The sequence below is a fragment of the Burkholderia sp. CCA53 genome, from assembly GCF_001685525.1.
Taxonomy (GTDB): domain Bacteria; phylum Pseudomonadota; class Gammaproteobacteria; order Burkholderiales; family Burkholderiaceae; genus Burkholderia; species Burkholderia multivorans.
On the sequence record NZ_BDDJ01000002.1, the window covers coordinates 2,231,662 to 2,255,540 of the forward strand.

The 23,879-nt window shown below is 68.3% G+C and carries 22 protein-coding genes; 7 read left to right on the forward strand and 15 right to left on the reverse strand.

What is annotated here, in order from left to right:
* Positions 1 to 132: 132 nt before the first annotated feature.
* The 7 genes from BCR55_RS26070 to BCR55_RS26100 form a co-directional block, all read right to left on the reverse strand.
* The gene (locus BCR55_RS26070) at positions 133 to 1,437 is read right to left on the reverse strand and encodes a cytochrome c (protein WP_065496538.1); all 1,305 of its coding nucleotides are present in this window, start codon (positions 1,435 to 1,437) and stop codon (positions 133 to 135) included.
* A 14-nt stretch (positions 1,438 to 1,451) separates the two neighbouring features.
* Entirely contained in the window at positions 1,452 to 3,671 is a 2,220-nt protein-coding gene (locus BCR55_RS26075; RefSeq protein ID WP_065496539.1) for a xanthine dehydrogenase family protein molybdopterin-binding subunit, read from the reverse strand.
* Between the two features lies 1 nt (position 3,672).
* A complete protein-coding gene (locus BCR55_RS26080; RefSeq protein WP_006397045.1) occupies positions 3,673 to 4,128 on the reverse strand; it encodes a (2Fe-2S)-binding protein in 456 nt (151 codons plus the stop codon).
* 121 nt (positions 4,129 to 4,249) lie between these two features.
* Positions 4,250 to 4,549: a putative quinol monooxygenase gene (locus tag BCR55_RS26085; protein ID WP_006403529.1), complete on the reverse strand. Its 300-nt coding sequence runs from the start codon at positions 4,547 to 4,549 to the stop codon at positions 4,250 to 4,252.
* Positions 4,550 to 4,627: 78 nt separating this feature from the next.
* Positions 4,628 to 5,671 (reverse strand): NADP-dependent oxidoreductase, encoded by a 1,044-nt coding sequence (locus BCR55_RS26090; RefSeq protein WP_065496776.1) that lies wholly within the window; start codon positions 5,669 to 5,671, stop codon positions 4,628 to 4,630.
* 217 nt (positions 5,672 to 5,888) lie between these two features.
* Positions 5,889 to 6,509: a TetR/AcrR family transcriptional regulator gene (locus BCR55_RS26095; RefSeq protein WP_065496540.1), complete on the reverse strand. Its 621-nt coding sequence runs from the start codon at positions 6,507 to 6,509 to the stop codon at positions 5,889 to 5,891.
* 123 nt (positions 6,510 to 6,632) lie between these two features.
* Entirely contained in the window at positions 6,633 to 7,646 is a 1,014-nt protein-coding gene (locus BCR55_RS26100) for a DNA-binding protein (RefSeq protein ID WP_035487677.1), read from the reverse strand.
* A gap of 267 nt (positions 7,647 to 7,913) precedes the next feature.
* On the opposite strand from BCR55_RS26100, the gene BCR55_RS26105 reads away from it, so the two are divergent.
* The 3 genes from BCR55_RS26105 to BCR55_RS26120 all read left to right on the forward strand — a co-directional run bounded on the left by BCR55_RS26105 (position 7,914) and on the right by BCR55_RS26120 (position 10,878).
* Positions 7,914 to 8,573 carry a cation diffusion facilitator family transporter gene (locus BCR55_RS26105; protein WP_065496542.1) on the forward strand — a complete coding sequence of 220 codons (660 nt, stop codon included), beginning with the start codon at positions 7,914 to 7,916 and terminating at the stop codon, positions 8,571 to 8,573.
* Between the two features lie 482 nt (positions 8,574 to 9,055).
* The gene (locus tag BCR55_RS26115) at positions 9,056 to 9,541 is read left to right on the forward strand and encodes a helix-turn-helix transcriptional regulator (protein ID WP_065496548.1); all 486 of its coding nucleotides are present in this window, start codon (positions 9,056 to 9,058) and stop codon (positions 9,539 to 9,541) included.
* A 2-nt stretch (positions 9,542 to 9,543) separates the two neighbouring features.
* Entirely contained in the window at positions 9,544 to 10,878 is a 1,335-nt protein-coding gene (locus BCR55_RS26120) for a type II toxin-antitoxin system HipA family toxin (protein ID WP_059939682.1), read from the forward strand.
* A 99-nt stretch (positions 10,879 to 10,977) separates the two neighbouring features.
* On the opposite strand, the gene BCR55_RS26125 is transcribed toward BCR55_RS26120, so the two are convergent.
* Complete coding sequence (locus BCR55_RS26125) at positions 10,978 to 12,105, reverse strand: 4-hydroxyphenylpyruvate dioxygenase family protein (protein ID WP_006403536.1); 1,128 nt, start codon at positions 12,103 to 12,105, stop codon at positions 10,978 to 10,980.
* Between the two features lie 354 nt (positions 12,106 to 12,459).
* Between BCR55_RS26125 and shiA the strand changes: the two genes are divergently transcribed.
* Together shiA and BCR55_RS26135 are read left to right on the forward strand one after the other, a co-directional pair.
* Positions 12,460 to 13,767 carry a shikimate transporter gene (gene shiA / locus BCR55_RS26130; RefSeq protein WP_006403537.1) on the forward strand — a complete coding sequence of 436 codons (1,308 nt, stop codon included), beginning with the start codon at positions 12,460 to 12,462 and terminating at the stop codon, positions 13,765 to 13,767.
* Positions 13,768 to 13,990: 223 nt separating this feature from the next.
* On the forward strand, positions 13,991 to 15,292 hold the full coding sequence (locus BCR55_RS26135) for a UDP-N-acetylglucosamine 1-carboxyvinyltransferase (protein ID WP_006403538.1): 1,302 nt from the start codon (positions 13,991 to 13,993) through the stop codon (positions 15,290 to 15,292).
* Between the two features lie 102 nt (positions 15,293 to 15,394).
* On the opposite strand, the gene BCR55_RS26140 is transcribed toward BCR55_RS26135, so the two are convergent.
* Positions 15,395 to 15,868 (reverse strand): RES family NAD+ phosphorylase, encoded by a 474-nt coding sequence (locus BCR55_RS26140; protein WP_053298538.1) that lies wholly within the window; start codon positions 15,866 to 15,868, stop codon positions 15,395 to 15,397.
* The gene (locus tag BCR55_RS26145; protein WP_053298539.1) at positions 15,865 to 16,293 is read right to left on the reverse strand and encodes an antitoxin Xre/MbcA/ParS toxin-binding domain-containing protein; all 429 of its coding nucleotides are present in this window, start codon (positions 16,291 to 16,293) and stop codon (positions 15,865 to 15,867) included. The genes BCR55_RS26140 and BCR55_RS26145 overlap by 4 nt, the downstream gene beginning before the upstream one ends.
* Before the next feature lie 258 nt (positions 16,294 to 16,551).
* Here BCR55_RS26145 and BCR55_RS26150 point away from each other — a divergent pair, with 258 nt between their 5' ends.
* The gene (locus BCR55_RS26150; protein ID WP_059783112.1) at positions 16,552 to 17,322 is read left to right on the forward strand and encodes an IclR family transcriptional regulator C-terminal domain-containing protein; all 771 of its coding nucleotides are present in this window, start codon (positions 16,552 to 16,554) and stop codon (positions 17,320 to 17,322) included.
* Positions 17,323 to 17,352: 30 nt separating this feature from the next.
* Here BCR55_RS26150 and BCR55_RS26155 read toward each other — a convergent pair whose 3' ends face one another.
* The 5 genes from BCR55_RS26155 to BCR55_RS26175 form a co-directional block, all read right to left on the reverse strand.
* Positions 17,353 to 19,653 carry an ATP-dependent DNA helicase gene (locus tag BCR55_RS26155; RefSeq protein ID WP_065496778.1) on the reverse strand — a complete coding sequence of 767 codons (2,301 nt, stop codon included), beginning with the start codon at positions 19,651 to 19,653 and terminating at the stop codon, positions 17,353 to 17,355.
* Positions 19,650 to 21,353 (reverse strand): VRR-NUC domain-containing protein, encoded by a 1,704-nt coding sequence (locus BCR55_RS26160; protein ID WP_006411824.1) that lies wholly within the window; start codon positions 21,351 to 21,353, stop codon positions 19,650 to 19,652. Before BCR55_RS26160 ends, BCR55_RS26155 begins: the two co-directional genes overlap by 4 nt.
* 84 nt (positions 21,354 to 21,437) lie before the next feature.
* Entirely contained in the window at positions 21,438 to 22,475 is a 1,038-nt protein-coding gene (locus BCR55_RS26165; protein WP_371493661.1) for a MipA/OmpV family protein, read from the reverse strand.
* 30 nt (positions 22,476 to 22,505) lie between these two features.
* The gene (locus tag BCR55_RS26170) at positions 22,506 to 22,817 is read right to left on the reverse strand and encodes a hypothetical protein (RefSeq protein WP_006397065.1); all 312 of its coding nucleotides are present in this window, start codon (positions 22,815 to 22,817) and stop codon (positions 22,506 to 22,508) included.
* Between the two features lie 314 nt (positions 22,818 to 23,131).
* A complete protein-coding gene (locus tag BCR55_RS26175) occupies positions 23,132 to 23,431 on the reverse strand; it encodes a hypothetical protein (protein ID WP_059939671.1) in 300 nt (99 codons plus the stop codon).
* 138 nt (positions 23,432 to 23,569) lie between these two features.
* Here BCR55_RS26175 and BCR55_RS26180 point away from each other — a divergent pair, with 138 nt between their 5' ends.
* Positions 23,570 to 23,821, forward strand: a complete 252-nt coding sequence (locus BCR55_RS26180) for a hypothetical protein (protein WP_006397067.1) — start codon at positions 23,570 to 23,572, stop codon at positions 23,819 to 23,821.
* The last annotated feature ends 58 nt before the right edge of the window (positions 23,822 to 23,879 follow it).

Sequence of the window (23,879 nt, forward strand, 5' to 3'; positions counted from 1 at the left end):
CAGGGGCGTCGCCGGCGCAATGCGCGCGGCGGCGTTCGGTGCGGGCTCGTCGCCCGCGGTTCGGTCGGCATGCCGGCCGGCACTGGCCGGCATGCGATCGCGGATCGGTGTCGCCGACGATCCGCACGGCACTCATTGCGCGGCGGCGGTCGCCTTGCGCAGCTTCGCGACATCCGCCGGCTGCACGGCCGGCGCGCCGTTGCTCCATCCGGCACGCATGAACGTCAGCACGTCGGCGATCTGCCGGTCGTTCAGCTGGCCGGCAAACGCCGGCATCGGATACGCGGAAGGCACGCCGTCGATCACGAGCGTGTCGCTGCCGTTCAGCGTCACGTTGATCAGCGACGACGCATCGCGTTCGAGCACGTTCGGATTGCCGGCGAGCGGCGCGAGGAGGGGCGCGTAGCCGCGCCCGTCCGTGCCGTGGCAATGCGCGCAGTACGCACTATAGACCTTTGCGCCCGGATCGGCCGACGGTCGCGCCAGTGCAGCCTGCGTCGCCTTCGCATCATAGCGGTACTCGGGCGCGCCCGTGCCGCCTGCCGCGGGCAGCGACTTCAGGTAGCGCGAGATCGCCGCCAGATCGTCGCCGGTCAGTTCCTGCGTGCTGTGGTTGATCACGCTCACCATCGAGCCGAACGCGGTCGCGTGCCGGTTTGCGCCGGTTTTCAGGAACTGCGCGACGTCGGCCTCGCTCCAGCGGCCGAGCCCGGTATTGTGCTCGCCGGTCAGGTTCGACGCGAACCAGTTGTCGATCGACGCGCCCGACAGGAACGCCGCGCCGCTTTCGTCGAGCGCCTTCTCCTGGAAGCCGACACCGCGCGGCGTATGGCACGAGCCGCAGTGGCCGAGCCCTTGCACGAGATAGGCGCCGCGGTTCCACATCGCGTCCTTCGCAGGCTTGTCCGCGTACGGCGTCGTGTCGAGGAACACCATGTTCCATAACGCAAGCGGCCAGCGCATGTTGAGCGGCCACGGAATGTCGGACGGCCGGTTCGCCTGCTTCACCGGTTCGACGCCGTGCATGAAGTATGCATACAACGCCTTCACGTCGTCGTCCCTCAGCTTCGCGTACGACGGGTACGGCATCGCCGGGTACAGCCGATGGCCGTCCTTCGCGACGCCCTTGCGCAACGCGTCGGCAAACTCCGCTTCGGTATAGCCGCCGATACCGGTTTCCGTGTCGGGCGTGATGTTCGTCGTGTAGATCGCGCCCATCGGCGTGGCCATCTTCAGGCCGCCCGCGAACGGCATGCCGCGCGGCGCGGTGTGGCACGCGACGCAGTCGCCGGCTTTCGCGAGATAGGCCCCGCGCGCGACGAGCGCGTTGTCGGCGGGCGCCGCTTGCGCCGCATGTGCGGTCGTCGCGGTCACCAGTGCCGACAGCGCGAGCAACGACGCGCAGAGCGCACGCGCACTCAGGTTCAGGTTTCGCATGGTCGCCGCTCCCCTCAGGCCGTTTTCAGCTGGTTGCCGATCGGCAGCTTGCGCAGCCGCTTGCCGGTCGCCGCGAAGATCGCGTTCGCGACGGCCGCGGCGGTCGCCGCGGTGCCGGGCTCGCCGATCCCGCCCGGCGCTTCGCCGCTCTTCACGATATGCACGTCGATCGGCGGCGTCTCGTTGATCCGCAGCACGCGATAGTCGTTGAAGTTGCGCTGCGTCACGCGGCCGTTCTCGATCGTCACTTCGCCGTACAGCGCGCCCGTGATGCCGAAGATGATGCCGCCCTGCACCTGCGCCTCGATCGTGTTCGGGTTCACGGTCATCCCGCAGTCGACCGCGCAGACGACGCGCGTCACGCGCACCTCACCGTCGTCGACCGCGACGTCGGCGACGATCGCGAAGAAGCTGCCGAACGCATGCATCACCGAGACGCCGCGGCCCTGCCCTTGCGGCAACGCCGCGCCCCACCCGGCCGCCTTTGTCGCGATGTCGAGCACGTTGCGCGCACGCGGCGTCTTGTCGAGCAGCGCGCGCCGGTACTGGACCGGATCGGTTTTGGCCTGCGCGGCGAGTTCGTCGATGAAGCTTTCGACGACGAAGGTGCTGCGCGTCGGCCCGACGCCGCGCCAGAACGCGGTCGGCACATGGCGCGGCTCCTGTCGCACGTAGTCGATCAGCTGATTCGGTACGTCGTACGGCAGATCGATCGCCACCTCCACCGCGTCGGGATCGACACCGTCCTTGAAAGCCGGCGGCGCGAAGCGCGCGAGGATCGACGATCCGACGATCCGGTGCCGCCATGCGATCGGCTTGCCGTTCGCGTCGAGCGCGGCCGAGATCCGGTCGTGGTAGCACGGCCGGTACATGTCGTGCTGGATGTCCTCTTCGCGCGTCCACACGACCTTCACCGGCGCGCCGACCTGTTTGCCGATCTTCACGGCCTGGCCGATCATGTCGGTTTCGAGCCGCCGGCCGAAGCCGCCGCCAAGCAGGTGGTTGTGCACGACGATGCGCTCGGCAGGCAGGCCGGTGATCCGCTGCGCGGTGTCGCGGGCGCGCGTCGGCACCTGCGTGCCGACCCACACCTCGCAGGCGTCGCTGCGCACGTGCACGGTACAGTTCACGGGTTCCATCGTCGCGTGCGCGAGCAGCGGCTGTTCGTACACCGCGTCGACGCGCGTCTTCGCGTTCGAGAAGGCATGGTCGACGTCGCCGTCCTTGCGAGCGACCGCGCCCTTGCCGTTCGCGGCAGCCTGCGCGAGATCGGCGAACAGATCCTTCGTCGACACGTTGGCGTTCGCGCCTTCGTTCCATTTGACGACCAGCGCCGATGCGCCGCGCTTGGCCGCCCACGTGTGATCGCCGACCACCGCGACGGCGTCGTCGACGCGCACGATCTGACGCACGCCGGGAATCTTCTTCGCGGCCGTATCGTCAACGCTCGCAACGGTGCCGCCGAACACCGGGCTGTTCACGATCACTGCATAGAGCATCCCGGGCAGCCGCACGTCGAGTCCGAATTGCGCGACACCGTCGACTTTCTCCGGCGAGTCGAGGCGCTTCGCTGGCGTGCCGATCAGCTTGAACTGCTCGGGCTTTTTCAGCGCGACGTCCGCCGGCACCGGCAGCTTTGCGGCCGCGTCCGCGAGCTCGCCGTACGATGCACGACGGCCGCTCGGCGGATGGCGCACCTCGCCGTTCTCCGCGTGGCAGGCGGTCGGCTCGACGTTCCATTGCTTCGCGGCCGCCGACACCAGCAGCACGCGCGCGGTCGCACCGGCGCGACGCAGCGGCTCCCATGCGTAGCGCACCGACGTCGAGCCGCCGGTCAACTGGCCGCCGAGCAGCGGATCGAGGAACAGCTTTTCGTTCGGCGGCGCATGATCCAGCGTCACGCTCGACAGCGGCACCTCGAGCTCTTCCGCGATCAGCATCGGCAGCGCGGTGTAAACGCCCTGCCCCATCTCGACCTTGGGCATCACGAGCGTGACGCGGCCGCTACGGTCGATCTGCACGAATGCGTTGGGCGCGAACACGCCCGCCCGCGCGGGTTCGTCCGCGTCGCCGCCGATCACCGAGCGCCGCGTATCGTCGCCCGCGGCCGGCAGGCTGAAGCCGAGCAGCAGTCCGCCGCCGGCCGCCGCGCCGAGCGACATGCCGAAGCGCAGAAACGAACGGCGCGACATGGCGGCGCCGGCATGGCCTGCTTCGATCAGTCCGCGCGACATGTCAGGCCTCCTGCGCGGCTTGCTTGATCGCCGCGCGAATCCGATGGTACGTGCCGCAGCGGCAGATGTTGCCGGCCATGGCGGCGTCGATGTCGGCGTCGCTCGGCTTCGGGTTCGACGCAATCAGCGCAGCGGCCGCCATCACCTGGCCGGACTGGCAGTAGCCGCACTGCACGACGTCGAGTGCGCGCCATGCCTGCTGGACCTTTTGGCCGGCCGGCGTCGCGCCGACGGCTTCGATCGTCGTGATCCTGCGGCCCGCGACCGCCGCGACCGGCAACACGCACGAGCGCGCGGCGACGCCGTCGAGATGCACGGTGCACGCGCCGCACTGCGCGATGCCGCAGCCGAACTTGGTGCCGGTCAGGCCGACGAGATCGCGCAGCACCCAGAGCAAGGGCATGTCGTCGGGGGCGTCGACCGTGCGGGTCTCGCCGTTGATGTTCAGAGTGACCATTCAGCCTCCGGGGCCGGTGTGTGGGGAAGCGGCGCGCTGGATGCGCCGTGTCGTCGTCGCCGCCGCGCGGGCGCGGCGGCTGCATGCGGCCCCGTCGCGACGGGGCGCGGTACGCGATACGTCAATCGGCGACGTCGATGCCGCTCAGCACCTTGATCACCGGCGGCGACGCGAACCAGTCGGCGGATTTGTCGCGGAACGCGACGAAGTACGGGCTCGCGAGGTGCGCGTCGAACGCGGCCTGGTCGTCGTAGACTTCGAACAGATGCAGGTTCGGCGAGCCGCCCTCTTCGCGGAACAGGTCGTATTGGCGATTGCCCGGTTCGGTCCGCGTCTTCGCGACCATGCTGCGCAGTTCGGCCTCGACGGCTTGCGCGTGTTCGGGTTTCGGAAACAGCGAGGCCATCACGTAGAGCGCCATGATTTCTCCTTTGAAAAAGCGATCGACAACGTAGCGGGCCGACGTCTTCCGGCGCCGGTCCGCGGATGCGTGGAACGGTTACGCGAGTTCGTCGGGGCCGACGCGCACGACGACCTTGCCGAAGTTCTTGCCGGCGAACAGGCCGATCAGTGCGGCCGGCGCGTCGGTCAGGTCGGGGATCACGTCCTCGAGCACCTTCACGCTGCCCTGCGCGACCCATTCGCTCATGTCCTTCAGGAACGGCGCATAGCCGGTCGCATAGTAATCGAGGATGATGAAACCCTGCATGCGGATGCGCTTGCTCAGGATCGTCGTCATCAGCTTCGGCAGACGATCGGGGCCGGCCGGCAGCGCGGTGTCGTTGTAATGCGCGATCAAGCCGCACACCGGCACGCGCGCGTGGTTGTTGAGCAGCGGCCAGACCGCGTCGAACACGGCGCCGCCGACGTTCTCGAAGTACACGTCGATCCCGTTCGGGCAGGCAGCCTTCAACTGGCTCGCGAAGGCGGGATCGCGATGGTCGATGCACGCGTCGAAGCCGAGCGTGCCGGTCACGTACGCGCATTTGTCGGCGCCGCCCGCGACGCCGATCACGCGGCAGCCCTTCAGCTTCGCGATCTGGCCGACGACAGCGCCGACCGCACCGCTCGCGGCCGCGACGACGACCGTTTCACCAGCCTTCGGCTCGCCGATCGTGAGCAGCCCCGTATACGCGGTGAATCCGGGCATGCCGAGCACGCCGAGCGCGCGCGACGGATGCGGGAAATCGCGGCCGAGCGGAATCAGGTCGCTGCCGTCGGACAGCGCATAGTCCTGCCAGCCGCCCGCCGCGACGACGAGGTCGCCCTCGCGGAACGCCGGCAGGTTCGACGATACGACACGGCTGATCGTGCCGCCGACCATCACGTCGCCAAGTTGCACGGGCGGCGCATACGACGGCGCGTCGCTCATCCGGCCGCGCATGTACGGATCGAGCGACAGCCATACCGTGCGCAGCAGCACCTGCCCGGCGCCGGGCGTCGGCACGTCGCCGGTTTCGAGGCGGAAGTCGTTGGCGGTGGGCGCGCCGACCGGACGCGAATTGAGGACGATACGGCGGTTTGCGGTCTTGCTTTGCGACATGTGAGCCTCCGTCAACAAGGATGCGTGTGCACGCACGCGATCGAATCAGGAAAGGACGAGCGGACTACGCGCGATCCACGATGCGCTGCGATCGCCCCGCTGCCCTTGCGGGCGCGGATGCTGCGAGGGCAAAAACGGGGGAGGAATCGCGATCGCCATGAGTAGACCAGTCGTCTAGTGTGATAGGTAAAAACAAGGCGCGCCGCAGCGCGCCCGCTTATGTCCGCGCCTCGTCGGGCGCGGACGGCGGCAGGTTCAGCAGCTGCCGCGTCGCGGCCATCGCGGTTTCGAGCGGCTTGCGGTTGCGGTGGATCTTCTCCAGCAGCGTCGCGCCGAGCCACAGCTCGTACAGCAGCGCGGCGGTGTGCGGCGGATCCTCGATGCCGCGCAGCGAACCGTCCGCGAGGCCGGCCTCGATGCATGCCGCCAGCCGTTCGACGATCTGGCTCGTGCCGCGCCGCAGTACCGCGCGCATCGCCTCGGAGAGGTCGGACACTTCCGCGCCCAGCTTCACCGCGAGGCACTTGCCCTCGGGATCGTCCGCGCACTGCGTGTGCAGCCAATTGCTCCAGTACGTCATCATCCGCTCGGCGCCCGTGCCGGGCTGGCGCTCGAACAGGTTGTCGAGATGCTCCAGGTAGCCTTCGAAATACGACTCGAGCAGCGCTTCGCCGAACGCCTCCTTCGAGCCGAAGTAATGGTAGAACGACCCCTTCGGGATGCCCGCCGCAGCGAGAATCTCGTTCAGACCGACCGCCGAAAACCCCTTGTGGAGCATGATCGGCTTCGCGATATTGAGGATGTGCTGGCGGACTTCCGCGCCCGAGGATGCATTCATGATGGCGTATGGTAGCAGCGATTAGACCGGTCGTCTAACGCCGTTGGCGCAACGTCTCGCGCGTTGCAGTTTGGTCGCCTTGTGGGTCGCCGTGAACGTTGGCCTGCTGCGGTTTGTTTAGCCTCATGCCGGTTTGGGCACGCGGCGCCGCGCGATCGGTTTTGTGGGGCGTACGGCCGACATCGGCCGGATCGGGCCGCGACGCGCCGTCACGCGCGATGCCGACGCCCGCTCGGCACGCAGCGCGTCGAGCTCGGCGGCGCTTGCCGCCTGTGCAGCGCGTGCACCGTCGAGCTGCCCTTCCAGTACGCCGCAGCGATGCTGGCTGTCGGCAAGCTGCGCCTGCAGCGCGCCGATTTCGCGGCGAAGGTGTGCGTCGCGCTCGTCGGCGCGCGCGTTCGTCGCGTCGAGTTCCTTTTGCAGTCGTGCGGCCGCCTGCCGCTCGCGATCGATTTCCTGCAGCGCACGCCGCTCCGACGCGCGCAGACGCTCTTCCGCCCGGCTCGCATCGTCGCGCAGCCGATCGAGCTGTGCGGTGAAGTCGGCGCGCGCCTGGGCGAGCGCGCGATCGCCTTCCGCGTTATCGGCCTTCAGGCGTTCGATTTCGGCTTGCTGGGCGCGGCGCGTGGCGTCGTCGGCCGCCCTCGCCTGCTCCAGCTCCTGAATCCTCACCTGTGCCGCGAGCAACGCGGCCGTGCGCTGCTCGAGCGCGGTTTCGGTGCGGGCCAGCTCCGACTGCAAGGCGGCGACTTCGGCCTTGGCCGCTGCCCGTTCGGCTTCGACTTCGGCGCGCAGTGCGTCGAGCGCGGCGGCCGCATCGGCCGACGATCGGCTCCACAACGTCGCGACCAATTCTCCGGCGGCGGCCTGCAAGTCGGCCGGCAGGTCCGGGTGTTCGATGCGCACGCGGCTCTTTTCCCTCAATTCGGCCCAGAACTCGCCGAGTACGGCCGTCGGCGTGCTCATGCTGCCTTTGCGGACGAGTTGATACAGACGGTTCGCAGTCGGCGTGATGCCGAAACGGAAGAACAGCAGCGCGCAGACCTCGCGGTAAAGCTCGCGGGTTTTCGGGAAGGCGGCCTTCAGGCGGTCGATTTCGGCGATGAGGCGGGATTCGTCGGCAGTCAGGTCGGACATGGCGGGTGCGCGGAGGATTTTCGTGAATAATATAACGTAAACCGTTGGATTTCCAATTATTTCGGGCGTGATATTTGACATTACTTCTATAATGTTGAGATTCGCCATGCCGCTTCGCGCGGCGGTGAGTCCGCATCGACGTCGCCACGGGCGCCTGCTTCTTTTCGCGCCGTCTCAAGGCGTTCGCCGCGCTGCGCTCCGTCATGCGCATGCCACCATCGACCGGTAGCGTTCGAGGCTGCTCCCGATTCGACAGACGAATTCGCCATGCAGCGTCCGACGCGCGTCACGCCTCATCTCTACACCGCCACTTCCCGCGCCCTCGCCATCGGTCTCGCGATCAACGCCCTGTTGCTCGCGACCGAACTCATCGCCGGATGGGCGGCGCATTCGTCCGGCCTGCTCGCCGACGCGCTGCACGCTGCGGTGGATCTCGCCGCGGACGCGCTGTTACTCGTCGCCTGCCGCATGGATGCACGGCTGCCGCCGGAGCGCCGACCGACGTTCGAGCCGATCGCGCTTGCCGGGCTCGGCGCGTTGCTGGTCGCGACGGGGTTGCAAATGATCTGGCAGGCGGCGACGCACTTCGACACGCCGCCGCGCGTAGCGCCCGGCGCAGTGCCGCTTGCACTGGTAGCCGTGACGCTCGTCGGCAAGGTCGCGCTGTCGCGGTGGCTGCTCGCCAAGGCGCGGGAAACGGGTTCGGCGCTCCTCGAAGCAAACGGCTGGCATGTGCGCGCCGACGCGTTGTCGGCATTGCTCGCGACGGTCGCGATGAGTGCAGCGTGGGTGGGACTCGGTCATGTCGACGATTTCGCCGCACTGGCGATAGGCGCGCTCGTGATCCGGACCGGCGCGAGTTTCGTTCGGCGCGCGTGCAGGTATTGGCCGGGTCTGGCGGCGTGGGCGAGCCGTTCGATCCGGTGATCGTGACGCCGATACGGACGACGAGCGGCCGGAATCGTTCTGTCGAGGCAGCGCGGCGGACCGAGCACGGCGGCCGCCGTTATCGCACGATGGTGGTTGTATGCGAGCCGCCGACGGCGCCGATTGTCGGCGGCCGGAGCGAGGCACCGGTCGCCGCCCTCCTTTTCTTCATTTGATACCGCCGAAACAGCGGCACTTGCTGCGACCGCGGCAACAGTTTGCGTAGTCCGCTCGGGCAGCCGAGGGTGCCGGCAAGGCCTCACTCGACGATGACGTTGCCGTAAGTCGCTGTTCGCGCGACCGGTCGCGCGAACAGCCGCGAACCGCGGCACGGCGTTTCGTCTCGCTGCATCGCACGCTTCGATCTGACAGGCTATCGTCTGTTTTTGTCGAATACAGGCTGCAGTTTGTATTTTGCCGATACATACCATAGACTGTATTCTTCGATGACAAACGATCGCCTGTATTTCGCCGGAGCGCCCATGTCCTTCCCCGTTCAGACGTTGGCCCAATTGCGCCCGATCCTCGTCGGCTTCCGCAAAGCGGCCGGGCTCACGCAGGCGCAACTCGCGGCCCGCCTCGGCGTCACGCAGCAAACGTACGCGCAGCTCGAAGCGAATCCGTCTGCAGTCAGCATCGAACGGCTCTTCAAAGTGCTGAACGTGCTCGGCGTGCGTCTGTCGCTCGATCCGGCCGCTTCGGCCGGTGTCGCGCAAACCGCCGCTACCGCCAACGCTCGTACGCGCGCGAATAGCCGACGCGACTCGACACCGGCCGACACCGCGCCCCTCCCCGATGCACCGGTTGCACCGAACAAACGGCCGGCGCGCCGGCGTTCGTCGTCCGCACCGGCCGCTGCCGGCACGGCTGCAACCGCACCCGCAGCGAAAACGCCCGTCGGCGCCGCCGGCAAACGGACGCCCGCCACGCCGCGCAAACGCCGCGTCGCAAAGCGGGAGGACTGGTAACGATGGTCGTCCGCACCACCCGCCACGATCGCCTCGATCTATGGATGAACGGCATCCCGGTCGGCTATTGGGAAGTCAGGCGCGGCGTCGAGCGCCTCGTCTATCTGCCGACATGGATCGACGATCCGCAAGGGCGGCCGCTGTCGCTGTCCCTGCCGTTCACGCCGGGCAACCAGCCGCATCACGGCGCGGTCGTCGCCGGCTACTTCGACAACCTGCTGCCGGACAGTCAGCCGATTCGACGCCGCATCGCGCAACGCTACCGGCTCGGCTCGACCTCGCCGTTCGAGCTGCTTGCGTCGATCGGCCGCGACTGCGTCGGCGCCCTGCAACTGCTGCCGCCCGACGAAACGCCGGTCGACCTCGACACGATCCAAGGCACCGTGCTCGACGACGCGGCGGTCGCCGATGTGCTGCGCCAGTCGACCGCCGCGCCGTTGCCCGGTCATGCGGAACACGAGGCCGACCTGCGGCTGTCGATCGCCGGCGCGCAGGAAAAGACGGCGCTGCTGCGTCACGGCAACCGCTGGCTCGTGCCGTCCGGCAGCACGCCGACGACGCACATCTTCAAGCTGCCGCTCGGGCGCGTCGGCAACATGCAGGCCGACATGCGCACGTCCGTCGAAAACGAGTGGCTGTGCTCGAAGATCGTCGCCGCTTATGGCCTGCCGGTCGCGCGTTGCGACATTGGCCAGTTCGACGATCAGAAGGTGCTGATCGTCGAGCGCTTCGATCGCCGGCTGTCGCGCGACGGCACGTGGATCCTGCGGCTGCCGCAGGAAGACATGTGCCAGGCGACCGGCACGCCGCCGGCCGCGAAATACGAATCGGACGGCGGCCCCGGCATCGACACGATCATGGGCATCCTCGCGAATTCGGTCGATGCCGCGCGCGACCGGATGAACTTCTTCGTCGCGCAGCTCGTGTTCTGGGTACTCGCGGCGATCGACGGCCACGCGAAGAATTTCAGCATCGCGCTTCTGCCCGGCAACACGTATCGCAGCACGCCGCTGTACGACGTGCTGTCCGCGCATCCGATCATCGGCACGCGCCGCAACCAGCTGGCACCGCGTCGCGCGCGACTCGCGATGGCCGTCAGCGGCAAGAATCGTCACTACGCGATCGCCGACATCCAGCCGCGCCACTGGATCGCGCAGGGACGGCGCGTCGGCCTGTCCGACGACGACGTACGTACCGCGCTCGCCGCCGTCGCGGCGCGCACGGAACCGGTGATTGCCGAAGTCGGCGCACGCCTGCCGGCCGATTTTCCGGCCGATGTCGCCGATGCGATCTTCGACGGCATGCGACGCCAGAGCCGCAAGCTGATCGCCGCGTAGCGCGGCGCGGCGCGGCAGCCTCCCCGCACGCCCGCACACGCATCGGCAAAGCGCGGAAGGCCGGACCGACCGGCCGGGCGCAGCAGGCGGCGCCTGCGTTCAGCTTGCGTCGCGGGCGCGCGCGAGCGCCGCGAGATTGCCTTCGCCGAAACCGTGATGCCCCTTGCGCTGCACGATCTCGAAGAAGATTTCGCCGGGCCGGCGCTTGACGAACGTCTGGAAGAACAGCCGCGGCACGCCGTCTTCCCCGATCTCGCCGTCGATCAATACCGCGCGGCGGCGTAGCGCGTCCAGATCGACGCCGTGCCCCGGCAACCGCCGGTCCACCTCGTCGTAGTAGCGCGCGGGCGGCTCGATGAACTCGACGCCGTTCGCCCGCAACGCGTCGACCGACGCAACGATGTCGTCCGTCGCGAGCGCGATGTGCTGCACGCCCTCGCCCGGATGGTCGGGCAGATACGCGTGCATCAGCTCGGTGCGGCGCGTGCCTTCCTCGTACACCGGAATCCGCAGCGCGCCGCATGGCGACACCATCACGCGCGACTCCTCGGACACGTGCCAGTGCGCATCGATTTCGTGAATCTCGCGGAAGTGCAGCAGATCGTGATAGAAGTCGAGCCACTCCTGCATGCGCCCGGCGCCGACCGTCTGCGTGAAATGGTCGACCTGCTGCAGCCCGGTGCCCGCGAAATCGAGATCGGTGTGCGCGGTGGCGATGTCGATCGGCCGGAAATCGATGTCGAAGATCGAGATGTCGCCCACGCCGCCGCGCTGGCCGTTGCGCCCGCGCCAGCGATCGACGAAGTACAGATGCGAATCGCCGATGCCCTGGATCGCCGGAATCTTCAGCTCCCCGACGCCGACGCGCTCGCCCTCGAACGCCCACGCGCCCAGTTCGATCGCGCGTTCGAACGACCGCCGCGCATTCGCGACGCGGATGCCGATCGCGCAGACGCCCATCCCGTATTCCTCGGCGTAGCGCGCGGCGAACGAGTCCGGTTCCGCGTTGATCAGGAAATGCATCTGCCCCTGCCGATACAGCGTCACGGCCTTGCTGACGTGCCGCGCGATCGCCTTGAAGCCGAGCTGTTCGAAACGCTGCGCGAGCGCGTCCGGCACCGGCGCCGCGAACTCGACGAACTCGAGCCCCGCCATCCCGAGCGGATTGGCGGCCGGATCGTCGACGGGCGGCGTATCGCTGGACAGTGGATGGGGATTGCCGGACATTCCAGTCTCCGAGGGATGCATTCTATGGGGACGAGGCCCGGCGCAACCGCATGTCGGGCCGCCGAGACGGCCGACATCCGCCGGCGCCGGGCGAACTTTCGATGGTGCAGATTTTAACCAGATCGTTCACGGCGGCACACCCTGGCCGAACGGCCAACTGCCGGGGCCGCTCAGTGCAAACCCCAAAAGCGTTCGATAAACGCACGCAATTGAACGATAATCGCGCAACTCGACCGATCGGCTAATTGCCGGCGTGCGGCGCGCGCCCTATTCTCCGTTCACTCATCGACTCAATGCAGCATCGGCGCGGCACCGGCCCGCGAGCCTGATGCGCCCGTGCCAGGAGACATCAACATGACCCCGACCTTCGACACCCTCGACGCCGCTGCCGGCGCCCGGGCACGCACCCAGGCCCGCAAGGCCGCGATCGGCAGCTTCGTCGGCGCCGTCGTCGACTGGTACGACTTCCTGCTGTACGGGATTGTGGCCGCGCTCGTATTCAACGCCGAGTTCTTCCCGAAAGTAAGTCCGACGATGGGGACGCTCGCGGCGTTCGCGACGTTCGGCGTCGGCTTCCTGTTCCGTCCGCTCGGCGGCGTCGTGTTCGGCCATTACGGCGACCGGCTCGGCCGCAAGCGAATGCTCGTGCTGACCGTGATGCTGATGGGGCTGTCGACGGTCGCGATCGGGCTGCTACCCACGTTCGCGACGATCGGCTGGTGGGCGCCCGTGCTGCTGGTCGCGATGCGCGCCATCCAGGGCTTCGCGGTCGGCGGCGAATGGGGTGGTGCGGCGCTGATGGCCGTCGAAAGTGCGCCGAAGCAGAAGAAGGCGTTCTACAGCAGCGGCGTCCAGGTCGGCTACGGCGTCGGGCTCGTGCTCGCCACCGGCATCGTGTCGATCCTGAGCCACACGCTCGGCGACGCCGCGTTCAAGACCTGGGGCTGGCGCCTGCCGTTCGTGTTCAGCATCGTGCTGGTGCTGATCGGGCTGTGGGTGCGCAAGAGCATGGACGAGTCGCAGGAGTTCGTCGAGAAGGTCGAGCACGGCCACCGCAAGCTGCGGCTGCCCGTACTGGAAGCGTTGACGCGTCATCCGAAGGCGTTTCTGCTGATCGTCGCGCTGCGGCTCGCGGAGCTGTTCACGATGTACATCGTCACCGCGTTCGCGCTCAGCTATTCGACGTCGAACCTCGGCATGTCGCGCGATCTGTTCCTGAACATCGGGCTGCTGGTCGGCGCGGTGAGCTGCGTGACGATTCCGTGCTTCGCGTGGCTCGCCGATCGCTTCGGGCTGCGCCGCATCTATCTGATCGGCGCGCTGATCGGCCTTGCATCGGCGGTGCCGTTCTTCGTCGCGCTCGAGTCGCGGTCGATCGCATGGATCGTGCTGTTCTCGATCCTGCTCGCGAACGCGGCGCACGACATGGTCGTCAGCGTCCAGCAGCCGCTGTTCACCGAACTGTTCGGCGCCGAGTATCGCTACAGCGGCGCGGGCGTCGGCTACCAGTTCGCGAGCGTCGTCGGCGGCGGGTTCACGCCGTTCATCGCGGTCGGCCTCGTCAGCCTGGCCGGCGGCTCGTGGCACCTCGTCGCCGGTTATCTCGCGGCCGGCTGCCTGATTTCGCTCGTGGTGGCAGCGCGGATGCGGGCTGCGCAGTGATCGCTTTGCGATAACGCGACGGCCGGCCCTGATCGTGGCCGGCCGCTGCTTTTTTGCTCGCCGGCGGCGCGCGCCTCGCAAGTGCGGCGCAACGTGCAATGCAGCAGTCAAACACTGTCAACCCGCACGCAGATAGCGCCTTTTCCCGTCCGAACCCTCCACGCCCTGCGCCGACCAATGGCATCATATGGGCCTACGTCAGCCACCGATACGCCCCCATATCATGTCGAATCTCATCGTCCACGGCGGCACCCCGCTGCGCGGGGACATCAAGCCGTCCGCGAACAAGAACGCCGTCCTGCCGATCCTCTGTGCGACCCTGCTGACCGACCAGCCGCTACGGCTGATCGGCGTGCCGGACATCACCGACGTGCGCAAGATCCTCGATATCTTCCGCACGCTCGGCAGCGACGTGTCGGTCGATTTCACGACCGGCCTGCTCGAACTCCATCACCGCAACACGACGTTCGACCCGGCCGTCCATCGCCTGCCCGAGGCGATGCGCTCGTCGATCATGCTGATTCCGCCGCTGCTTGCGCGCTTCGGCGTCGCGCGGCTCGAGAACGACGTGAAAGGCTGCACGCTCGGCGTGCGCGAAATCGATCCGCACGTCGAGGTGTTCGAGCGCTTCGGCGCGCACATCGAACGCACGTCCGACTCGCTGATCGTGCGTGCGGACGGCCCACTGACGGCCAACGATCACTGGCTCGACTATGCGTCCGTGACGACCACCGAAAACTTCGCGCTGTGTGCGACCGCGGCAAACGGCACGTCGACGCTGATGAACGCGGCGTCCGAGCCGCACGTGCAGGAGTTCTGCCAGTTCCTCGCGATGATCGGCGTCGCGGTCGAGGGCATCGGCACGTCGCGGCTCTGCGTGACGGGCGGCAGCAAGCTCGGCGGCGGCGAGTTTCGCTTCGCCGAGGATTTCCACGAGATCGCAACGTTCCTCGCGCTCGGCGCGATCACCGGCGGCGACATCACCGTGCGCAACTCGTCGCCCGAACACTTTCCGCTGATCGACCGCACGTTCGCCAAATTCGGCGTGCAAGTCACGCACCGCGACGGCTGGTCGCGCGCCGAGCGCGACGGCCCGCTGCGCGTGCGCCGGCCGTTCACGCAGAACATCCTGACCAAGGTCGAGGCCGCGCCGTGGCCGTACCTGCCGGTCGATCTGCTGCCGATCTTCATCGCACTCGGCGTGCGCGCCGAAGGCAGCGCGATGTTCTGGAACAAGGTCTACGACGGCGCGCTCGGCTGGTCCGGCGAGTTGTCGAAGTTCGGCGCGCACGTGCTGCTGTCGGATCCGCACCGGCTGATCACGTTCGGCGGGCTGCAACTGACGCCGGCGCGTGTCGAGAGCCCGTACATCATCCGCGTCGCGATCGCGCTGCTGATGGTCGCCGCGAGCATCGAAGGCCGCTCCGAAATCATGAACGCGCTGCCGATCCGGCGCGCGCATCCGCGTTTCGTCGAGAACCTGCGCTCGGTCGGCGCGAATGTGGAGTGGACGAGCAGCGAGTAATGCAATGCAGGATGCGGCGCGCATGAGGTTCGTGCCGCATCCGGTTGTCACGTTCGATCGGCGGTGACGTGGCGCTTCATGCCGCGGGCTATCGGCGAGACGCTAGGATCGTCCGACCGGCGGCATCACAAAAAGTCGCTCGTCCCATACGACGGGTCGCGGATCGGTCGCGACAATGCGCGCTGCGTCAGGATGCGCAGGATTCACCAGTACGTTGAATTCTGCCCGTGCGACGACCGACGGCACGACCAGGACCGCCGTGCGAGATTCCGTCAACCATGCATCGCCGAAGCGCCGTGCGGGTTGCGGCGCTGCCGCGTCCCATCCTGCCGGCAACGTATCGGCGGTGTGGCGTTCGACGACGATGTCGTCGGGAACCGTCGCTTCGACCCATCCATGGGTCTTCGGCACCTTGCCGATACGGGCGTGCACGAGCACTTCGAGCATCGCGCCGGCAAAGGTCAACGCCGCGTAGATGACCGGGCGGCCCGGGCTGTTGAAGCGGCCGCCGACCAGCATCGCGCCGGTACCGCTCCAGATCGTGTTCCGCGCGTCGGCGATGCGAAACAACTTCATGCCGGCAGCCCATAGTGCAGCTTCCAGAGCACCTCTTCGACGCGGCGCGCGCCGAGCTCGGTCAGCGCGACGTCGAGCGGCGTTCGCCCCTCGAGTTCGGGATGCGGCGTCGACAGGAATTCCCGAGCGTCCTCTTCATCGTTCCAGACGTAGGTAGTCGTCGCGACGATTCGCGCCAGGCGTTCGGTCTTTTCGGATTCGTCTTGCGTCAGCCGATCGCGGCGGCGTTTGTAGGTCGCCTCGGGAATGATGCGCGCGAGCAGCGCACGTCTGGCGTCCGCGCCTTGCGTCGCGTGTTCGACGCCCGCCCGCAACGCGGACTTCGGCAGCCCGTCGCGCACCCGCGCTTCGAGTTCCGCAAGCGTATGGGGCACTGGTTGAAGCCCCATGACATCGGCCACGGCTTCCGGGGTAACGAGTAGCATGGGCAACTCCGATTGGTATCAATTGATACCAAATCATACACCACTTGATACTTGCTGCAATCAAGGCCGTTCCGCGCGCGTGTCGCGATACGGACGTCGCTGGATACAGCTCGCAACCGTATTGCCGCGATAACGCGGCCTGCCAATCTGTCCGGATGGACGACGCCCCGTGGTCCGACATGCCATTGCTGGACAAATCTGCGCGATAATCGCCCAATTCCGCGCGATCACCGCGCATACAGTCACCGCCCTCCGACGATGAAAAAGCCCGAACTCGACCGACGCGACTGGATTGCCGGCCTCGAAAAAGGGCTGGCGATCCTCGAAGCGTTCGACAGCCAGCATGCGCGCATGACGCCGACCCAGGCCGCCGCGCGCACGGGCCTGACGCGCACGGCCGCGCGGCGCTATCTGCTGACGCTCGAATCGCTCGGCTATGTCTATACCGACGGCAAGCTGTACGGTTTGACGCCGCGCGTGCTGCGCGTCGGCTGGTCGTATTTCGATTCCGCGCGGCTGCCGCGCACCGTGCAGCCGTATCTGCAGCAACTGAGTGCGTCGCTGAACGAATCGGCCTACGTCAGCGTGCTCGACGAATGGGAGCTGGTGTTCATCGCGCGCAACGGCGTGTCGCGCGTGATGACGACGGGCTTCGTGCTCGGCGCACGCGTGCCGGCGCCGCTGACGTCGCCGGGCGTCGTGCTGCTCGCCCATCATCCGGACCGCGAAGCCGTGCGCGCCTGGCTCGACCGCACCGAACTGCCGCCGTTCACGCCGCATACGATCACGAACAAGGCGCGTCTGCTCGAACAGGTCGATCGCGCGCGCGACGCCGGTTTTGCGGTGATCGAGCAGCAATTGCAGGTCGGCGTGCGCGGGATCGCGGTGCCGCTGAAGAACCGTCACGGCGAAGTCGTCGCCGCGCTGAGCACGAACATGCCGATCGGCGCGGAAACGTCCGAAGCGGCCGTGCGGCGCGTGCTGCCGTTTCTGCAGGAAACCGCGCTCGCAATGCTGAACGTGCTGTAACGCGCGTCCGATGCGGCCGCGTCGAACGCGTCAGCCGATCCGCCACCAGCGCGGCAGCAGGTTGCGCACCTCGCGTCGTCGATAGCGGTCGTCGATCAGATGGACGACGCCTTCGTCCCGTTCGGTGCGAATCACGCGCCCTGCCGCCTGCACGACCTTCTGCAGCCCCGGATACAGATACATGTAGTCGTAGCCGTTGCCGAAACGTGCGTCCATCGCACGCCGCATCTGCTCGTTGACGTCGTTGACCTGCGGCAGTCCGAGCGTCGCAATGAACGCGCCGATCAGTCGTTCGCCGACGAGATCCACCCCTTCCGAAAACGCGCCGCCGAGCACCGCGAAGCCGACGCCGCGGCCGCCGGCATCGAAGCGCGCCAGAAACGCGTCGCGTTCGCTCTCGGCCATGCCGGGCGCCTGCGCCCACACGGGCACGTCCGGATGCCGCGCCTGCATCAGCGCGACCACGCGCTGCAGATAGTCGAAGCTGCTCAGAAAGCCGAGATAGTTGCCGGGACGCGCCGCATACTGGGCGGCGATGAGGTCCGCGATCGGCTCGAGCGACCGGTCGCGGTCGCGCCAGCGTGTCGACACGTGGCTCGCGACGCGCACGGTCAGCTGCTCCGCGCGGAACGGCCCGTCGACGTCGAGCCACCCGGTATCGGCCGGCAGCCCGAGCGTGTCGCGATAGAAGTGGAACGGACTGAGCGTGCCCGAGAACAGCACGGTCGCACGCGCGGCGTCGTAGCGCGGTGCGAGGAAGCCGGCGGGAATCACGTTGCGCACGCACAGCGTCGATTGCACGCGGCGCCGGCGGCCGGCCGGCACGACGCCGTCGAGCGCCGGCTGACGCGGGACCGGTTCGCCGTGCAGCGTCGCGTCGAAGATCGACGCACTGTCGAACGCGTCGGCGAGCACGCCGAACTGGATCGCGTCGAAATGAAAGCGCAGCAATGCGTCGCCGTTCGCGCGCGGCGCGTCCGCCAGATACTCGCCGACCGCGGCGACGAGATTCTGCACGGCCGACACGATCGGCCCCGGAATCTGCGGATACGCGGCATAACGCGCGGTCTGCGCGCGATTGAGCGTGCCCCACGCGCGCGCCAGCCGGTCGAACGCCTTGCGCAGCGGCGCCGGAGCCGCATCGCGCGCGGCGGCGAACGCAAACGGATCGAGCGACGCGCTGTACATCTTGCGCGCGCGATCGAGCAGGTTGTGCGCCTCGTCGACGAGCACGCCGACGCGCCGCTGGTTCTGCTGCGCGAGCGTGTACAACATCGCGCTGCCGTCGTAGTAGTAGTTGTAGTCGCCGATCACCATGTCGGACCAGCGCGCGAGCTCCTGCGCGAGGTAGTACGGACACACGTCGTGCGCGAGCGCGGCCGCGCGCACCGTATCGCGATCGAGCAGCCCCGCGTCGATCGCCGCGTCGCGCGCGGCCGGCAATCGGTCGTAGAAGCCGCGCGCGAGCGGACACGCGTCGCCGTGGCACGCGAGGTCGGGATGCTCGCACGCCTTGTCGCGTGCGACCAGTTCGAGCACGCGCAGCGGCAGCGCGGGCGTGCCGGCGCCGAGCGTCGTCGCGGCCTCGAGCGCGAGCGCGCGTCCGGGCGTTTTCGCGGTCAGGAAGAACACATGATCGATTTCGCCTTCGCCGCACGCCTTCAGCAGTGGAAACACGGTGCCGAGCGTCTTGCCGATGCCGGTCGGCGCTTGCGCGATCAGGCAGCGTTCGTCGCGCGCGGCACGATAGACGGCCACGGCAAGCTCACGCTGCCCGCTGCGAAACTGCGCATGCGGAAACGCGAGCGCACGCAGCGCCGCATCGCGCGCGCTGCGATGCGCGGTCTCGCGCTCGGCCCAGCCGACGAAGCACGCGCATTGCTCGGCGAAAAACGCAGCGAGCGCGTCCGCGCTCAGCGTTTCGGTCAGCACGGTCTCGCGCTCGGAGACGATGTCGAAATAGACGAGCGCGACGTCGATCTGCGCGAGGCCGCGCGCCGCGCACATCAGATGCCCGTACACCTTCGCCTGCGCCCAGTGCAGCGCGCGATGGTTCGCGGGCATCGCGTCGAGGCTGCCGCGATAGGTCTTGATTTCCTCGATCCGGTTCGACACCGGATCGTAGCCGTCCGCCCGGCCGCGCACGGTCAGCACGCCCCACGTGCCGCTCAGCGCGATCTCGGTTTCGTAGCCCGCGCCGCGCTTCGACGTGACCGCGCCGTGGCCGGCGATGCCTTCGAGCGCGGTCGGCGCGGGTGTGAAACGCAGGTCGAGATCGCCGCGCCGCGCGGTGAACTCGCACATCGCCCGCACCGCGACGACGTAGCTCACGCGGACCACTCCATCGCGGCGGCGCCCGCGTGCGCGACGCGCGCGTCGGCCCATTCGACGTCGACGACGCGCACCGGCATCCCGTGCGCAACGCAATAGGCGAGCCAGCGCGTCTGGTTGTCCTGCAGGCGGTCGCCCGGGCCTTTCACTTCGATCAGTTCGTAGCGGCGCTCGTCGGGCCAGAAGCGCACGAGATCGGGCAGCCCCGACCGATTGCCGCGAATGTCGGCGAGCAGGCGGACGAACCAGAGCCGCAGATGATCGGGCGGCAGACACGCGAGCGCCTGCTCGAGCAGTTCGTCGGTCAGCACGCCCCAGAACACGAACGGCGACTGCAATCCCGCTTTCGTCGCGTAATGGCGGCGGATCGTGTCGCGATACGCGCCCGATTCGAGTTGCGCGAAGCACGCGGCAAACGCGTCCGCGCGGCGCGCGGCGAAATCGGGTGCGTGGAGATCGGCGGGGCCGCGCTGGAACGGATGGAAAAACGCGCCGGGTACGGCCGCGAACACGGGCTCCCAGCACAGCAGCCCGAACAGCGAATTGATCAGCGTGTTTTCGACGTAGTGGACCGGTGCTTCAGGCTGCGCGAGGTGATCGCGCACGACGTACTCGACGCTGGCGGGCACGTCGGGCCGCACGAGCACGAGCGTTTCGCGCGGCACCGCAGGCGCCGCGGCCGCGCGCTCGACCGGCCGGCCGAGGCGCCGCTGCAGGCGCGGCAGCATGCGTTCGACGCGCTGACGCTCCTCGTCGCTTTCGTACGCGCCGCGTGCCTCGAGCGCGAGCGCGAACGCATCGGCGTCGCGTCCGCCGCGTTCGAGCACGCGAATGCGGCGATGTCGGCTGCCGGGCCATGCGCTGCGCGCATAGGCGTCGAGCGCGCCGTCCCAGTCCGCGCGGCGTTCGCAGGTCTGCCCGAGCGCGAACAGCAGCTTCGCGCGGCGCGTCGCGAGCCACGGCTGCTCCGCGCAGTCGATCGCGTCGATCGCAGCGAGCAGCGCGTCGAACGAGCGATCGTCGGGCCATGCGTCGAGCGCCTCGCGGCACGCGTGCAGCGCGAGATACGCGTCGACGTCGCCGCGTTGCCGGAACGCACGCGACGACGGCCCGAACGGTACGGTTTCGTACTGGAACACGCCGAGATCGGCGAGCACGAACTCGCTCCAGTCCTGATGGAGATTGCCGAAGAACATCAGCCGCAACCGGTCGCAGAGCGCGCCGACCGTCACGCGCAGCACGCGATCGCCGCTCGTCGGGCACCACGCGTCGAGCGTCTGCGCGATATCGTGTGCGGGCCGCAAGCGCTCGAGCCAGTCCGCCTTGCGTTCGGCCGCATGCGCGGCGAGCGACGGAAACGTCTGCAGCAGTTCGGCCTTCGTCGACAGCGCGAACAGCGTGTCGAGCGTCAGTGCCGGCGCCGGATCGACCCACCCGCATTCGACGAGCGGCGCCGCGGCATCGAGCGGGCAGCCGATCTCGTCGTAGACCAGCTTGCTCGCGCGGAAATCGGCCCCGTTGCGCATCAGCATCCGCACGAGCAACGCGCGCGACGCCCGCGGCAGCGTCGCGAAATGCCGAAGAAACGCGTGCTCGGCCGCGTCGAGCAGGTCGTCGTAGCGCTCGCCGAGCCAGGCGAGCGCGCGTTCGAAGTTCGTCAGGTAGTAAAAGGCCGGCGGCTGCGGCGAGGATGGCGTCACGGGGTTCGATCACTGTACGTTTGTACAGGTCCGAATCATAGCAAATGTGACGGCCGCGCCGCACGCGCGGACCCACCGGCGCGGCTAGAAGCGGTAGTTGACCGACATGTCGAACACGCCGTTCGTCGATTGCTGCGTGATCGGGCTGCGGGCCGCACGGCCGACCAGCTGCTCGATCGCACCGTCCATCGTCACGAACCAGTGCTTGTTCACGAACCAGACCATCGTCACGCCGGCACCGACCGACTTGATTCCGGCGCGCGACGAATACACCGGCAGCCCCGAACGCGCGGACGCGCCCTGGTTCACGCCGAACCAGCTGTTCATGTAGCGCGAGTCGGCGAACGAGACGGTCGGCCCGGCGAACCAGAAGAAGTGTTCGTTGCTGCCGGGCATCGGCATGTACGCGGAGAAGTCGCCGACCCAGCCGTTCGAGCCGCCGATGCTGCGTCGCACGTCCGCGCGCAGCACGAGCGGGAAGTCCTTCGACACCACGTAGTCGGCCGACAGCTTCATCACGGGGGCCGCGTTGATGTTCTCGAGCCCGTTCAGATGCCCGAGATCGTCGGCCGAACGACGCCCGAGGTCGTATCCGACCGACAGGCTCACGCGCCAGTTCGGGCCGCGCAGCACGTTCGCGCCGAGCCCCTCGCCCGTCGACAGGAAGAACAGGTCGCGATAGCGCACGTCGAGGTTCGGGCCGCCCATCACGCGATAGCGGTCGGAGCCCGCATAGCGCGGCTGCAGCGTCATCGCGGCGCCGACACTGACCTGCCAGGTCGGCATGGTCGGCTCGTACAGTTTCTGAAGCGGGACGCCCGCCGAGTATTGCCACTCGCCGAGCGGCGAAGGCGTCTGTGCCGACGCGTCGCGTGCGCCCGCGATCGCGAGCGCCGCGCAGGCGGACAGGCCAAACACGAATCGGCGTGAGCCGGGTGACAGCAACGGGCGCACAGGGGCCATGAAGTCTCCGTCGGTTCGCAAAGGAATGCCTGATGAAGGACGCAGCGTGCGCCGGCCGCTGCCTGCGGGCAGCAGCCATGCGAACGTAGCGTCCGCTGAATTAACGAACATCCTACCCGCGCGGCGCACGGCCGCAAAGCGCCCGTCGAGTGCGGGCACCTTGCCTTGCGTCCATGCGGCGCGCGGTACTCAGAAGCGCTCGACGTGATAGTCGGCGCCGGGCGCGGCGGGGTTGCGCTGCGCCATCATCTGCGAAAAGCTGTCGCCGAGACGGCCGAGCGCGAGCTGCTTCTGACTCGCATCCCAATGCGTGAAGGCGTCGTACGCGGCATCGTCGAACGAGACGGTGACCGCAGCCGGCCGTCCGCTCGCATGAAAACCGATGTGCAGCACGCCGCCCGGTAGTTCCTCGATCTGATAACGCAGCGAGCGCGATTCGAAATAGCGGCCCAGCACCTGGGCGATCGCGCGCTTGTCGGGCGATTGCACGTGAATGTCCATGAGGGTCCTCCTTTCAGCGATCGCGCGGCCGGCTGCGGCGCACCGCCTCCGCCCGGCATCCGCATCGGCGGCGGCTGCGACGGCGGATCGCCCTGCGGCGGGCCCGTGGGAACGGGCGGATCGACCGGATCGTCGTGTCCGGGCGTCGGGGGCTCCGGGTAGTCGTCGGGCGTCGGTTCGGGACGGTGCAGCATGGATGGCGTCTTCATGACTCTCCTGCGCGACGGCTCGCGCGTGTCAATGGCGCGGCGACTTACGCAAGCAGCGTGCCCGGACGCGGCTGCCCGTGTTTGCCGGGCCGCGAATCCAGCCGCTCAGTCGGCGTATGCCGCCATCACGAGCCACATGGTGCGCCCTTCCCCCGCGAGCTGCACGGCGAGCGCGTAGCGGTCCGACGGCCGGCAGCATGCAGCGAGTGCGCGCTGCGCGCTCTCGGGGCCGTCGTAGATCGTGTCGTCGAGCTGGCGGACTTCGTCCTTGCCGTCGAACATCCGGCGCTCGGGCCGGTAGATCAGCGATTCGCGCTTCCAGGTCGCGAAGCGTTCGCGCACGTGGCTGAAATCGCCGCCGCAGACGTTGGCCTCGTAACGTATTCTTTCCGTGGGTGCATTCATCGCGTTGTCCTCTCGTCCACGCCGGCCGCGGCGCGCATTACGCCCGCGCTGCCGGCCGCAGCGGCCCGCAAGGGCCATGCCGTCGTCGGCGCGCAGGCACGCCCGTTGCGGCTTTCGTCACGAAAAGGAGGTTCGACCATGACCGTTCACGCCACCGGCAGCCGCGACGCCGTGTCACCGGCCGCCGGCCCGCTCCGCGCTCTCGCCGCGTCGCGCAAGCCGTCCGACGACAAGACGGAAGAACGCATCGACGAGGGACTCGAGGAGACGTTTCCGGCCAGCGATCCGCCCGCCGTCGGCGGCGGCACGCGCGTCGACCCCGCGAAACCGTCCGGCGAACGTGCGCGTCGCACGCCGGATGTCCCGTCCCCGCCCCGCGATCACGGCTGACGGCGGCACCCGGCCCGCATGCGCGGCAGCGTGTCGTCGGGCCGGCAATCCGGAGCAG